This window comes from Desulfopila aestuarii DSM 18488 (assembly GCF_900143695.1).
GTDB lineage: Bacteria > Desulfobacterota > Desulfobulbia > Desulfobulbales > Desulfocapsaceae > Desulfopila > Desulfopila aestuarii.
The window spans coordinates 111,399-124,769 of record NZ_FRFE01000012.1; the positions used below are offsets into that span (position 1 = coordinate 111,399).

The window sequence follows — 13,371 nt, forward strand, 5'->3', positions numbered from 1 at the left end:
ACCTTTTTGGCAAGGCCAAATAATTTTTACGGATATTCTCCAGGAGGGCTCACATGGCCACCGACCAATCATATAAAAAGAGTATTGAAACCGCGATCAACAACCCGAAACTCAGTAAGGCTCTGCACCTCTTCGGCGACGCCTATCTGATCGCCCGCGAAAACGCCTATAGCGGCCTCAATTTTGATGCCATGCGCCAGGAACTGGCCGCCATCAAGGATGATGTGCGAATCAGAAGAAAAGAGCTACTGGCTGAGTTCATTAAGAACGCGGAAGCAGCCGGCTCCATCGTCTTTGTCGCCAAAGACGTCAAAGAGGCCAACGACTATGTGATCAAGCTGGCCGAGAAAAAAGGCGCCAAACTGATTGCCAAATCAAAATCAATGGTCTCCGAGGAAGCTCATTTCAACAAGGCCATGGAGAAAGCCGGTATCCGCGCCTCTGAAACCGATCTTGGCGAGTGGATCGTCCAGCTGGCCGGCCAGCGCCCCAGCCATATGGTCATGCCCGCTATCCACATGTTCAAGGAAGAGGTCGCCGAACTGTTCGGCAAGGAGGTTGGCAAGACACTTAATCCAGAAATCAAGACGTTGGTGGATGTTGCCCGTGAACGGCTGAGACAGGAATACTTCAATGCCGATATTGGCCTGACCGGCGCCAACTTCCTGATTGCCAACACCGGCGGCATCGGCCTTGTCACCAATGAGGGCAACGCTCGACTCTGCGCCACCCTTCCGGATACCCATGTGGTCTTCGCCGCCATCCACAAACTGCTCCCCACTGTCGAGGATGCCATCAAGCTGACCCGACTGCTGCCGCGAAACGCCACCGGTCAGCTGCTCACCTCCTACGTCACCTGGATCAAGGGCACCGTACCCTGCGATGGCAAGACCAAGGAGCAGCATATCGTTCTGATCGACGGCGGCCGTGAGGCACTCTACGAGTCCAAAGCCTGCCAAGATGCACTGCGCTGTATCCAATGCGGAGCCTGTGCCAATGTCTGCCCTGTCTACCAGACAGTCGGCGGCCATGTATTCGGTTCAATCTACATTTCCGCCATCGGCATCATTCTCACTGCCTTCTACGAGGGTCTCGATAAGGCGAAGGAGCTCACCCGCGCCTGCATTGGCTGCCGATCGTGTACCGCTGTCTGCCCGTCCAATATCGACCTCGAGGAAATCATCCTCCATCTGCGGACCCAGGTCACCTCCGAGTACGGCATGGGTGTCATCAAAAACGTGGCGTTTAAAGCAGTAATGAAAAACCGCGGTCTGTTCCACTCCATGGTCAAAGCGGCATCCAAACTGCAACGGCCGGTGACCCATCCCAGCCGTACCGGTGATGAGAAGCGTGTCATCCGCCATCTGCCAATGCACTTCATGGATCGTGACTTCACCCAGTGGCGCGACCTGCCGTCAGTAGCCGAAACCAGTTTCCGTGATCAGTTCCCCAATATCCGCCAGAGCGTCAGTGATCCGAAATACACCGTCGGTTTCTTCGTCGGCTGCGGTGCTGATTTTGTCTATCCGGAAGTCGGTACCAGCCTGATCAAGGTATTAAACGCCCTAAATGTAGATGTTGTCTTCCCGCAAAAGCAGAACTGTTGCGGCATTCCGGCCCTCTACTCCGGCGATACCGAAACAGGGGTCTACCTGGCCAAACAAAACGTGGAAGCCTTCACCGAGGCCAAGGTCGATTATATTATTTCGATCTGTCCGACCTGTACCATGGCCATCAAGCGCGATTTCGTCGAGCGTCTTGCCGACCATCCAGGCTGGTCAGCCAAGGCCCTGGCCTTAAGCGATAAGACCATGGATGCTTCAGCCTTTTTGGAGAACGTGCTGGGCGCCTCAGAAAAACTTGGCAACCTGAGTGGTAACGGATCTGTAACCTATCACGACTCCTGCCATCTCAAACGCGGCAATAACGTCTTCAAAGAGCCGCGCGCGCTGCTTGGTGCTTCCGGCTACGAGATCAGCGAGATGAAGAACAGCGACCGTTGCTGTGGCTTCGGTGGTACCTACTCTTTCCTCAGCCATCCACAGATCTCCAAACAGATCACCCATGACAAGGTTGAAGCCATTCAAAACGTTAATGTCAAGACAGTAGCCATGGACTGCCCAGGCTGCATGATTATGTTAAAGGGAGCCATGGGCAAAGCCAACCCGAACATCCGTTGCGCCCACACAGTCGAACTGATGGCCGAAGCACTTGACAAGAAATAATAAATCTTCGCACCACTGGGGCTGGTATCAGGCCCGCTCCAGTGGTTTCAGATATGAAGTAAGGAGAGACCAATGAGCGACAGACTTCCCAAAGTTGACAACCTCTGCACCAATCCCGCAAACCACAAAGCGCATATGTGCGAGTTACGGCTAGCCGGGAGAACCGAACAATTGAAAAAATATCAGGAAAACCCCAAATTCGTCTGCGGCAACTGTGGAACCACCGCCAACGATATCGGTGCACTCTGCGCACCTGGGCCGATGGACGAAAAATAATTTTCAGCGCCAGCCCAGCCCTAGTATACGTGCAGGTTGAAGTCTATCGTCATCCTGCACGCTTGTTAATTGTAAAAATATTTGTACTTTCCGCTTTCCCCGCCCATTTCTTTTGTGCTATCCTGCACATGGCCCCTTGTTCTCTTTCAAGGAATAGGCTGCTGTTTTTTTTGACAATCTTTGCTTCACACTGATCGCATAGCTCAACCGCTTTGCGATAGAGTCACTGTACTTGCGGTATCCTTTTGGCTATTCTCACTGTTAGCCCCAAGAGGTTACACGACAACAGAGCTTGCACAGACGCAATCCGCGCCGGGAAAATAGTGCTCAGCAAACCCTTATTTGAACGTGATGACCATGACCGTAAATCAGCATAGCAAGCGAAAATTCCTTTATGGTTCCGTTTTTTCCATACTGCTGCCACTCTGCACATTCGGCAGCAGTGGTGCGCAAACCCAGCAGCCAGAAGATGCCACCCTCCTGTATTTGAAGGGGTTATCCATCGAGGAGTTGTTGCAGACCCAGATCACCTCGGTCTCGAAAAAATCGGAACAGCTGTTCAACGTCGCAGCAGCGGTAACGGTCATCACCCAAGAGGATATCGAAAGATCAGGAGCCCAGAACATCCCCGAGGCACTGCGCCTCGTACCTGGCCTGCAGGTCGCACAGCTCGACGGCTCGCGGTACGCCATCAGCTCTCGAGGATTTAATGAATATTTCGCCAACAAGCTGTTGGTTTTAATCGATGGTCGCTCCGTCTACACCCCACTCTTTTCCGGTGTCTACTGGAACGCCCAGGACACAATGCTGGAGGATATCGAGCGAATCGAGGTCATTCGGGGGCCAGGAGCGACGGTATGGGGTGCCAATGCCGTCAATGGCGTCATCAACATCATCACCAAGAATAGCGGAGACACCCAGGGCGGACTTGTTACCACTAAAGTGGGTGATTATATTCAGCCGGAAGTTTCAGCCCGCTATGGCGGACAGATCGACGATAAAACCATCTACCGGATTTTTGCCAAAGGGTTTCACCAAAAAGATTACAAAGATCCCGAGGGCGGAGATGCCCATGACGCATGGGAGTCGATCAGGACCGGTTTTCGGGCCGACCGCAGCCATACCGACAAAGACACCCTGTCTTTTCAGGCAGAGGCCTACGACAACGAAGCGGATATCCGCTCGGACCTTGCCAATATTGGCACGCCAGGCTGGACAGAAACCAACGGAACCGAAAAATATAACGGTGGTCATGTCCTTACCACCTGGCAGCATCGCATTAACGATACGTCCGATATCGATCTCCAGTTCTATTACGACTATACCTGGCGAGACCAGGTGGTGGCAGAGGAGTCACGGGATACGATAGACCTTGAGTTCAAGCATCACTGGGATCCAGCGGGGAGTCACGATATCGTCTGGGGCCTGGGTTACAGATGGACGTCAGATGACATCGACAGTACCCAGTATGTTTCCTTTGACCCGGACTCGAGAAGCGACAATCTTTGGAGCGCCTTTGTCCAGGACGATATCAACCTGATCCCCGAGACCTTCTGGATTACCCTCGGCTCCAAATTTGAACATAACGACTATTCCGGCTTTGAAATCCAGCCCTCTGCCCGTGCCCGCTACAAACCGACAGAGCGTCAGACCATCTGGGGTGCAGTCTCCCGGGCTGTGCGTACACCATCCCGAGCGGAGCATGATTTTACCGCCTATCTGGGCAACGGTTCAGTTAATATCATGGTTCCGGCCCCTTCTCCTCCGTTCCCTCCAGGGATGACTGTCCCACTCATCGTGCCAGCCAACGCCTATGTTTACGGCACCGATGATTTCGACTCCGAAGAGCTGATCGCCTATGAACTCGGCTACCGCTGGCAAGCCAGCGACGCCCTCTCGTTTGATCTTGCCACCTTTTACAATGTCTATGACAACCTTCGCACCCTCGAAGACGGCAGTCCCATAATTTCCCTCAACCCGCCTTCCGTCATCATTCCAGCCTATGTTGGCAATGGCCTTGAAGGCAACACCTACGGTTTCGAACTGCAGGGAACATGGCAGGCCACAGATACACTCAAAATCATCGCCGCTTATTCCCTTATTGATTTTGACCTTGAGTATAAGGATCCTGCTTTGAGAGGAAACAGTATCAGCGATGAGCAACTCACACCGCAGCAGCAGTTCCAGATCCGTTCCTATCTCGACCTACCACACAATCTGTCCCTTGACGCCGAGCTCTATTATGTGGACAAACTCGAGGATCGGGATATCGACTCCTATCTCCGATTCGATCTGCAGCTCAGCTGGCAGGCCAAAGAAAATTTCAGGGTAAGTGTCGGCGCGGAGAATCTTTTTGATTCAGGCCACCAGGAGTTCCCGGAACGGCAGGATATCCTGCCCTCGGAAATACCGCAGCAGTTCTGGCTGAAAGCAAGCTATACTTTCTGATATCAACGACGACACTCTTCAATGATGCATCGGTTCACCACCGCATACAGGGCCACATCGACGCACACTGCGTTCTTTGCCGTTCTATTGCTGCTATTCTGCACCATGCCTGTAAAGGCAGCAGCGCAGCAGGTCGGTGAATACCATATCAAAGCAGTCTTTCTCACCAACCTCACCCATTTTGTCACCTGGCCGGAGAATGTGGACCGGGAAAATGCGCCATTCATCATCGGTATCTATGGCCCCGACCCCTTTGACTCCATCCTTGACAAGGCTGTCGCTGGCGAGAAAAAGAATAATCGTCCGCTGAAAATTGAACGCTACCACAACCTGCAGGAACTCGATCCGACCAGATGCAACATCCTCTTTATTCATGATTCGAAGGTAGACGAATGGAAGGCCATACAAAGTCGTCTAGCCAATTATCCTATCCTCACCGTTGGTGATACCTCCGGATTTCCCGAACAGGGTGGAATGGTGAACCTTATCAAGAACGGGCAGAAGATCCAGGTTGAGATCAATCATAATGCGGTCCAGAAATCAGGGCTCACCATGAGTTCAAAACTACTGAGTCTGGCCCGGATAGTCCCATGAGCACCTGTTACCGTACCCTATCCAGCAAATTTCCAACTTATATAGAATGCCTTATAAAATGATTACAAAATGTTAGCCTGCAGTGTTTGTTACGGACTCACTATAAACTTACAATACTCTTTAACCTGAAGGTGCTGCCATGTTCGACGCGGAAAAACTCCTAGGCACGCTCATGCGTGAAGTTGTCGGTTCCAGCTCCGGCAAAAAGAAGAAGAAATCGAAACACAGTAATACTCTGGTGGACAGTCTGAAATCAGGTTCTGGCCTGATGACCGCCATCGGCCTTGGTATCGGCGCATACGAGATTCTGCGTTCAAAATCACAGCCCCAAACCACAAGCTACGGCCAGACCGCGCCGCCTCCACCGGTTCCACCTGCTCCGGGGAGTCAGCCCCCACCAGTCGGCAACCAGGCATCTGCACCAATGCCGCCACCCTTACCGTCCTCAGCACCGGCAGTCCCTGGCAACCTGACCTCGCAGGACCTGGCCTGCCGGATGATTCAAACCATGATTGCCGCCGCCCATGCTGACGGCACTATGGATGAGCAGGAAGAACAGGCGGTGCTTGCAAAACTCAAAGGGGAAAAAATCAGTCAGGAAGAGCGGATGTTTCTCTTAACTGAACTACACAGCCCGAAGTCCATCACCGAGCTCACAGCAGGGATTAGCGATCCAGCTACTGCTAAAGCCATGTACATGCTGGCAGTCAGTGCCGTCGATATCGACAGCGAGGCGGAGCGACACTGGTTTGACGAACTGGCCGCCAAACTCGGTATCAGCAAGGCAGTACAGAACTTCATTGAGGAACAATAAAAACAGCAGCCACCTATCGCCAAGTAGCCGGCAATTTTCCAGCGGCTACTTGAAGGTCTCCTGCAAAAATCCGACAAATCTCTGCCAGGATTTTTTGTCGGCATCCTCCCGATAACTGGGGGAGCCAAACACGGTAAAGGCATGAGGCGCGCCTGAATAGGTGATCATCTCATGGGGGATTTGCGCCGTTTCCAGCTGAGTGGCCAGGCTGGCGAACTGTTCCATGGAAACACTGGCATCCGCGGTGCCGTGTAGTACGAGCACTGACCCTTTGGTCTGGTCATAACCCTGCCCTTCCGGGGTTGCCAGACCACCATGAAAGGAAACGAACCCTTTCAACCCGGCTCCGGACCTGGCCAGCTCCAGCACAGCCGCACCGCCAAAACAGTAGCCAAAGGCTGCACCGTTATCTATCCGGGCTCCGAGATTTCTGGCAGCAGTGATCGCCCCATTCATGAGGTTGCGCATTTTGTCCCGATCCGCATAGAGTTCTCCGGTAAGCTTGCGCTTATCCTCCACCTTGGTCGGGCGGATACCGGCACCGAACAGATCGGCAGCAAACACGGCATAACCAAGTTTGGCGAGCATTCCGGCCCGCTGTATTTCATATTCGGTAAGGCCGTCCCAGTCGTGAACTAACAAGAGAAACGGCGCATCCGGACCAGGACTGACATAATAACCTTCATACGGTTTTCCTCCCACCTGGTACTGAACAGAAACCCCGGCACCACTTGCCACATTCGGAATCAGCAACAGCAGTAACAGCAGCAATCTCATTGGTCCGCTCCTTGTTGATGAAATGGCACAAAAGGGAACGCGTCCAGCATTACCCCCTCTTGCCTACAGAATAGAACGGTTTAACGAAAAGACAAGTTTTTTCACCCATAGAAAAGTACGACAATCCAAGGTGGTAGAGCATATGCCGAGTCTCATTACCGCCAATTTCCTGACTGAACCGAGTCTGATTTTCATCTCTGATACGAGCGACCCGGCTTGATCTGGCGGGAAAATGCAATAGCGAGAGCTCATCCATGTACTTGCCGCTGATGAGATCTGTCATACAATTGAGCACGAGTAGAACTGAAATCGAACAAATTGATGAGTTACTTTTTTCACGAAGAAATAAGCCATCGCCAACTTTCTTCAAAAGAACGATTTGGGCCCTCTTTTCAGCCAAAAAACCTCTTCTCAAGACAAAAGGATCTGCTCCTAGATAACGACAGTGTGGCACCGACGTAATGCAACTGGTTATTTTACTTGCCGCCTGCTCTTGTCAGGATGTTGATTTTACGGTATTATCATGATGTTACAATCAACGAAAACATGCAGTCTTCTCCTTATCAATCCCAGCGTCTAACCACAAGGTGACGAACGTGAAAAAAATCCATTACTCGGAACTCGGTCTGGTAAATACTAAAGAGATGTTTTCCCGGGCTATGACCGGAAAATATGCGGTCCCAGCCTATAATTTCAACAACATGGAACAACTGCAGGCGATCATCACCGGCTGCATCCGCTCAAACTCACCCGTCATTTTGCAGGTTTCCGGCAGCGCCCGCAACTATATCGGCGCCGGTTTCCTGCCCCATCTGGCGGCCGCTGCCCGCTCAATGGTCGAGGAGGCCCGCTCCGCAATTCCAGTTGCCCTCCACCTCGACCATGGCAATTCTTTTGAACTCGCCAAATCCTGTATCGAAGCGGGATTCTCCTCTGTAATGATCGACGCCTCCCATCACAGCTTCGAAGAGAATGCCAAACTCTCCCGTGAGGTAGTCGAATACGCGCATGATAATGACGTGACGGTGGAAGCAGAGCTTGGTGTACTTGCAGGTATCGAAGATGAGGTGGTGGCGGAAAAAAGCAGCTACACCAGGCCTGAGGAGGTTGAAAAATTTCTTGAAATGACGGGCGTTGACAGCCTCGCCATCTCGATTGGCACCTCACACGGTGCCCATAAATTCAAACTGAAACCGGGCGAAGAGCCGCCACCATTAAAGTTCGACATTTTAGAAGAAATCGAGCGTCGCGTTCCTGGCTTTCCCATTGTTCTCCACGGAGCCAGTTCAGTCATGGCAAAACATATCGAACAGATCAATCGTTTTGGCGGCAAGATGGAAAATACCGCCGGTATCCCCGAGGAACAGCTACGCCGTGCCGCCGCTTTAGCAGTCTGCAAGGTGAACATCGACAGCGATGGACGATTGGCCATGACCGCTGCCATCCGCCAGATATTTGCCGAAAAACCATCGGAATTCGACCCACGCAAATACCTCGGACCGGCCCGGGACGAGTTGACGGAAATGATCATCCACAAAAACACTCAGGTGCTGGGCAGCGCCGGTCGCTACTAGAAAAGGACAGGCAGACCATGACAGAATCACAGACGTTGCTCCCTCCTGACGAGTTTATCATCAGCCGTCTCGGCGACTGCACCCACCCCTCGCCCATGCGGGGGATGGCCTTTACTCCCGATAATGATGGGGTACTCTACCACACCCTGAAAACTGAGATTCAACCTTATCAGGAACAAGGTCTTGACCTACCTGCTTTTGAAATGGCGGGCCCACGTGAAACCATCTTCTTTGATCCGGACATTCTCTCCTGCGGCATCGTGACCTGCGGCGGGCTCTGCCCCGGCTTAAACGATGTGATCAGGGCCATCGTTCTGAGCCTTTACCACCATTACGGGGTGAGAAAAGTGTTCGGCTTCCGTTACGGTTTCGAAGGGCTGAACCCATCATATTACCACACCCCGCTCGATCTCACGCCGACCCTGGTCGGTGGGATCCATCAGAAGGGCGGCAGCGTGCTCGGCAGCTCCCGCGGTCCTCAGGATCCCAAAATCATGGTGGACACCCTGGTCCACCTGGGAATCGGCCTGCTTTTTGTCATCGGCGGTGACGGCACCCTGCGGGGCGCAGAGGCCATCGCCCGGGAAATTGAGCGACGGGACCTGCGCATCGGTGTGATTTCGATCCCCAAGACCATCGACAATGATATCTGCAATGTCGATATCAGTTTTGGCTATGAGACTGCCGTGGCGGAATCAAGGCGCTCCACCTCCACCGCCCATGTCGAGGCCATCGGTGCCCGCAACGGCATCGGCCTGGTGAAACTTATGGGCCGGGAGTCCGGCTTTATCGCGGCCGCCGCGACTCTAGCCAACAATGAGGTCAATTTCTGTCTGATCCCTGAAGTGCCATTTTCACTCGACGTCTTTTTGAAAGCATTGGAAAAACGGCTGAGACTTCGCGGCCATGCAGTCATCGTGGTCGGTGAAGGTGCGGGCCAGAGTCTGTTTGACGACAATCTGGGTGCAGATGCCTCCGGCAACCGCAAGCTTGGCGACATCGGTCATCTCTTGAAAGATCGCATCAAAAGTTATTTCCAGGCCCAGGCGATGGACATTTCCTTAAAGTACATCGACCCAAGCTACATGATCCGCTCCACCGCAGCATCTGCCTCCGACTCCGCTTTCTGCCTGCAACTTGGCCAGTACGCTGTTCATGCCGGCATGTCGGGCCGCACCAATATGCTGGTTGGCCACTGGAACAACCAGTTCACCCACGTACCGATCCCCATGGCGGTCCAATCCCGAAAAAAAGTTGACCCGCAGGGCAAACTCTGGGCCAGTGTGCTGGCCTCTACCGGCCAACCCATCAATATGCTCTGATCAAACTACCACCGGTCGGGAAACGTTCCCCGACCGGCAATGATTCCGATTTCTGGTGAGCTCATGGCCTAGTAAAGGAGATTCATTGCAAGTCAGGTCTTTTCAGTATATTATGCGATATTCAGACGACACAAGCGACCTCTTGATGCGGAAAAACAAACAAAACGGCTAATTGCACTATATACTCTATTCTTTTGATGAAGCTATGCCGTTGAAGAGTTTACGACAACCAGGGTGGAATGAAAACCTTTCTGACCAAAATAGCACAACTTGGTTCCATCATCGATGTGACACTCCTCTCCAGCCGCGGCGAAGGTCTCTTTTTCTATTCTAACAGCCGCGAACTACCAGCAGGAAAAGACAGTGAAGCCCGCTGGAGTGAAATTATAACCAGCCTCGGCAACCCGGTAACGGCAGACTTTGTTTTTGCCAAAGGCCGTTACTTTCTGCAGCAAACGACTATTGGTTACCTGATCGTCGGCATGCAGAACGACTCGAACCTTAATAAGGTTCGAATAGCGTGCAACGCTGTCAGTAAAAAGCTGAGCGACACCTCCATTTGCAAACAGACCCTCCTGAAACTACTGACCGATACCGAAGAGCTACTAAAGCCACATGTCATCAAGGAGCTTTTGCCTCTGGCCGACAGGAGTGTCGCCTCAACCCTCCTTAGCCTGTTGGGTCAGCGAGACCAGTTCAAAGCCAATACCAGGGACAAGTTGCTGCTGTTTATCTGTCAGGCACTAGGATACTGCAAATCCCCGGAAGCCATTGAACCACTCCAGACCCTCCTTGCAACAGACAAGGGTAAGCTCGGGCAAAACGTCGCAAGAGCCGCCCAAATTGCCATCCTGCAGCTGAAGGAAAGCCAGTCGCAAATGCCAACTGGCCAATCAATACGGGGACAGAGCCGGTCGTCGCAAAGTTCACATGATCGTCCGACTCCATCATCCGCAGCATCTCCCAAAAACGAGAAAACGGTTTCCACCACTGCCAGAAACCGTTCATCAGTACCAAATTTGCCGGAAGCACAACAAATCAGTGAGCTCCTCATAAATGGCAGCAAAAATGAGGCGATGACGCTTCTTCTTGATCACATCTCTGTTGCTGCCAAAAGCCGCAACTTCATTAAAGCTGAGCACTTGCGAAACTGGTTGATTGAGATCGACTCGATGGCGGTCGGTGAAATCATCCGTGCTGCAGAGATTATCGAGGAAGAACGCAAATCGGCCATAAATAATGAAGACCTCAACACCTGGCAGAAACTTATCGACAACATCTCAGCCGAAGCCTTTTCTGCTCTCTATCACGCGTTCACGAGGCAGAAGTTTAACACCGGGGAAATGATCGTGCAGCAGGGCGATCTCGAGTCAACACTCTTTTTCATCAACAGTGGGAAAGTACAGATCCAGATGACCTGCGGAGGAAAGAGTGAACCAGTATCGACTCTTGAGGCGGGCACCGCCTTCGGTGCCGAAGCTTTTTTCGAACTGTCGGTCTGGACCTTTGGGGCTAAAAGCCTTGGAGCTGAAATATTTCTTTTGTCACATGATGTTTTCCAGAAGATTGTCGGACACTATCCAGCGCTAGAAGCCAAACTCGCAGATTTCTGTCGGCAACCGCTCCAGTCTCAACCGTTATTTGCCCGAGGACGTAAGACCAGAAGACATCATGAGAGAAAAACAGCCAACAACCGAGTGGCGTTTGGACTTCTTGATGAAAAGGGAAATGAGGCTGGACGGGTTGCCAAAGGAGACCTGATTGATATTTCCCAGGGAGGCCTTGCCCTCAGCTTTCATGCATCCCAAAAAAAAGCTGCTGCGAACTTGTTAGGGAAGAAGGTACAATTCTCGATTTTCTGCCGCAACACCGAACCCCTGGTTTCACGCGTCGGTATTGTTCGAGCCATCGGTTCGCACGACCCTATTGGTAACCTCTACTCAATGCATGTGGAATTTGACCAGCAGTTGACACCAACCGAGCTCCGCAGAATCGGGGTTATTGAAAAAGCCCCATCATAAGGTTACCTGCATCCCACACCTAGCGCTACCAGAGCAATCCGGTAACTCCAGCTGGCGAGCCCCACACCGTTACTCCCTGTAACGCAATACATCCATTACAGTGGAAAGAGGCGCATCATGATCAACCTGCAGCACTGAAGTTTGAAGGGAGGCAGGATCCGACACTAAAAGCCTATCATTTTTTTCGCCGTTATCGATATGGGCAACTCGCAATGGTCCAAACCGGACCTGTTCGCCAAGAGTTGACAGCATCGTCATGATGTGATCAAGGTGAACATCATGATAGACCTCATGCACCCATTCCAGATCGCCCACTTCCCGATGAAGCAATTCCTTGATTCTGTCACAGGCAGGATTCCCGCGTACTTCTTGCACATCTGTCACTCCACCCCACTCTTCACCGCCAATTGCTCCAGGCGATAGTGACGAAAGGGAACTATCAGCAGGGCCGAGATCTCCAGTGAAACCGGCGATAGGGCCTTCAGAGTCGGCAAAAGGTGAATCGTCATCTTCATCCCTGGCCGCCAGAGCCCCCATGATCACTGCCTGAAGATCACTATTAATCCGATCCTCAACCTCGGGACATTCGTTTTGGAAATAGACGGATACCTCATCCCACCTGAAGATTCGGTAGGCACCTTCAATTCCCTTCAAGATACCGACCCGTGCATCCAACAGTCGCCCATCCTGCAGGTAGAGGATGCCGCCTTCCGTTGAATCATTATCAAGAATACGGATGGTGCATGTCTTACCCTCCATTTCCATGAGTTGCAGAAACATGGTGGGTGAAACAGCAGCAATAGCTCCACCAGACGCTTCACCCTGCAGCGCATACTGGATCAATTTTGCCAATCTATCGATACGGAAAGGCTTTTCCAAGTAGGCAAGCACTCCACGCATCTCCTCGAGGTAAGGAACCGCGGCTTTCGGCGTAGCTGAGATAAAAATTACCGGAATGTCCGGATATGTTTCTTGAATATGGGAGAGCATGGCGGGACCATCCATCCGAGGCATCTGCAGATCGATGACGATAAGCGATACAGCGGTATTCTCAAGCTTTTTCAAAGCCTCAAAACCGTCTTTCGCCAGAACGACACCAAATGTATCAGAATAAGGGGCAAGCCCCTTCTCCACTACCAGCTGCAAAATCTCATCATCATCGACAAACAGAACCCTTCTCACCATACCCAACACCCTAAAACAGAATAGAAACTTCGTGTTAATTATTAAATAACCTCGAAATTATCAGGTCAAACCATCGTGCTGAACACGCAATTCATTTTTTGTGCATTACCCCATAATGAACACAAAAGCAACAAT

At 52.0% G+C, this 13,371-nt stretch carries 10 protein-coding genes; 8 read left to right on the forward strand and 2 right to left on the reverse strand.

Features of this window, described 5'->3' with window-relative positions; translation table 11 throughout:
* Positions 1-53: 53 nt before the first annotated feature.
* The 5 genes from ldhH (at position 54) to BUF15_RS13195 (ending at position 6,357) form a co-directional block, all read left to right on the forward strand.
* Positions 54-2,225 carry an L-lactate dehydrogenase (quinone) large subunit LdhH gene (gene ldhH / locus BUF15_RS13175; RefSeq protein WP_073613958.1) on the forward strand — a complete coding sequence of 724 codons (2,172 nt, stop codon included), beginning with the start codon at positions 54-56 and terminating at the stop codon, positions 2,223-2,225.
* 72 nt (positions 2,226-2,297) lie between these two features.
* Complete coding sequence (locus BUF15_RS13180) at positions 2,298-2,501, forward strand: hypothetical protein (RefSeq protein WP_073613959.1); 204 nt, start codon at positions 2,298-2,300, stop codon at positions 2,499-2,501.
* Positions 2,502-2,858: 357 nt separating this feature from the next.
* The gene (locus tag BUF15_RS13185) at positions 2,859-4,949 is read left to right on the forward strand and encodes a TOL_0244 family TonB-dependent receptor (RefSeq protein ID WP_159441295.1); all 2,091 of its coding nucleotides are present in this window, start codon (positions 2,859-2,861) and stop codon (positions 4,947-4,949) included.
* Between the two features lie 21 nt (positions 4,950-4,970).
* Positions 4,971-5,543, forward strand: a complete 573-nt coding sequence (locus BUF15_RS13190; protein WP_073613961.1) for a YfiR family protein — start codon at positions 4,971-4,973, stop codon at positions 5,541-5,543.
* Between the two features lie 139 nt (positions 5,544-5,682).
* Entirely contained in the window at positions 5,683-6,357 is a 675-nt protein-coding gene (locus tag BUF15_RS13195; protein WP_073613962.1) for a DUF533 domain-containing protein, read from the forward strand.
* A gap of 45 nt (positions 6,358-6,402) precedes the next feature.
* Here the strand turns inward: BUF15_RS13195 and BUF15_RS13200 are convergent, their stop codons facing one another.
* Positions 6,403-7,134 carry a dienelactone hydrolase family protein gene (locus tag BUF15_RS13200; protein ID WP_073613963.1) on the reverse strand — a complete coding sequence of 244 codons (732 nt, stop codon included), beginning with the start codon at positions 7,132-7,134 and terminating at the stop codon, positions 6,403-6,405.
* A 644-nt stretch (positions 7,135-7,778) separates the two neighbouring features.
* On the opposite strand from BUF15_RS13200, the gene BUF15_RS13210 reads away from it, so the two are divergent.
* From BUF15_RS13210 to BUF15_RS13220, 3 genes are all read left to right on the forward strand, one after another.
* Positions 7,779-8,708: a class II fructose-bisphosphate aldolase gene (locus BUF15_RS13210; RefSeq protein ID WP_407642615.1), complete on the forward strand. Its 930-nt coding sequence runs from the start codon at positions 7,779-7,781 to the stop codon at positions 8,706-8,708.
* 17 nt (positions 8,709-8,725) lie between these two features.
* Positions 8,726-10,030, forward strand: a complete 1,305-nt coding sequence (locus tag BUF15_RS13215; protein WP_073613965.1) for an ATP-dependent 6-phosphofructokinase — start codon at positions 8,726-8,728, stop codon at positions 10,028-10,030.
* Positions 10,031-10,269: 239 nt separating this feature from the next.
* The gene (locus tag BUF15_RS13220) at positions 10,270-12,051 is read left to right on the forward strand and encodes a cyclic nucleotide-binding domain-containing protein (RefSeq protein ID WP_073613966.1); all 1,782 of its coding nucleotides are present in this window, start codon (positions 10,270-10,272) and stop codon (positions 12,049-12,051) included.
* Positions 12,052-12,120: 69 nt separating this feature from the next.
* Here the strand turns inward: BUF15_RS13220 and BUF15_RS13225 are convergent, their stop codons facing one another.
* Positions 12,121-13,236 carry a DUF4388 domain-containing protein gene (locus tag BUF15_RS13225; RefSeq protein ID WP_073613967.1) on the reverse strand — a complete coding sequence of 372 codons (1,116 nt, stop codon included), beginning with the start codon at positions 13,234-13,236 and terminating at the stop codon, positions 12,121-12,123.
* Positions 13,237-13,371 lie beyond the last annotated feature (135 nt).

Bases quoted from the DNA above. Each gene is read 5' to 3' on its own strand.
- BUF15_RS13180 (WP_073613959.1), top strand. From the start codon at position 2,298: ATGAGCGACAGACTTCCCAAAGTTGACAACCTCTGCACCAATCCCGCA.
- BUF15_RS13210 (WP_407642615.1), top strand. From the start codon at position 7,779: ATGTTTTCCCGGGCTATGACCGGAAAATATGCGGTCCCAGCCTATAAT.
- ldhH (WP_073613958.1), top strand. From the start codon at position 54: ATGGCCACCGACCAATCATATAAAAAGAGTATTGAAACCGCGATCAAC.
- BUF15_RS13200 (WP_073613963.1), bottom strand. From the start codon at position 7,134: ATGAGATTGCTGCTGTTACTGCTGTTGCTGATTCCGAATGTGGCAAGT.
- BUF15_RS13195 (WP_073613962.1), top strand. From the start codon at position 5,683: ATGTTCGACGCGGAAAAACTCCTAGGCACGCTCATGCGTGAAGTTGTC.
- BUF15_RS13185 (WP_159441295.1), top strand. From the start codon at position 2,859: ATGACCGTAAATCAGCATAGCAAGCGAAAATTCCTTTATGGTTCCGTT.
- BUF15_RS13220 (WP_073613966.1), top strand. From the start codon at position 10,270: ATGAAAACCTTTCTGACCAAAATAGCACAACTTGGTTCCATCATCGAT.
- BUF15_RS13225 (WP_073613967.1), bottom strand. From the start codon at position 13,236: ATGGTGAGAAGGGTTCTGTTTGTCGATGATGATGAGATTTTGCAGCTG.
- BUF15_RS13215 (WP_073613965.1), top strand. From the start codon at position 8,726: ATGACAGAATCACAGACGTTGCTCCCTCCTGACGAGTTTATCATCAGC.
- BUF15_RS13190 (WP_073613961.1), top strand. From the start codon at position 4,971: ATGATGCATCGGTTCACCACCGCATACAGGGCCACATCGACGCACACT.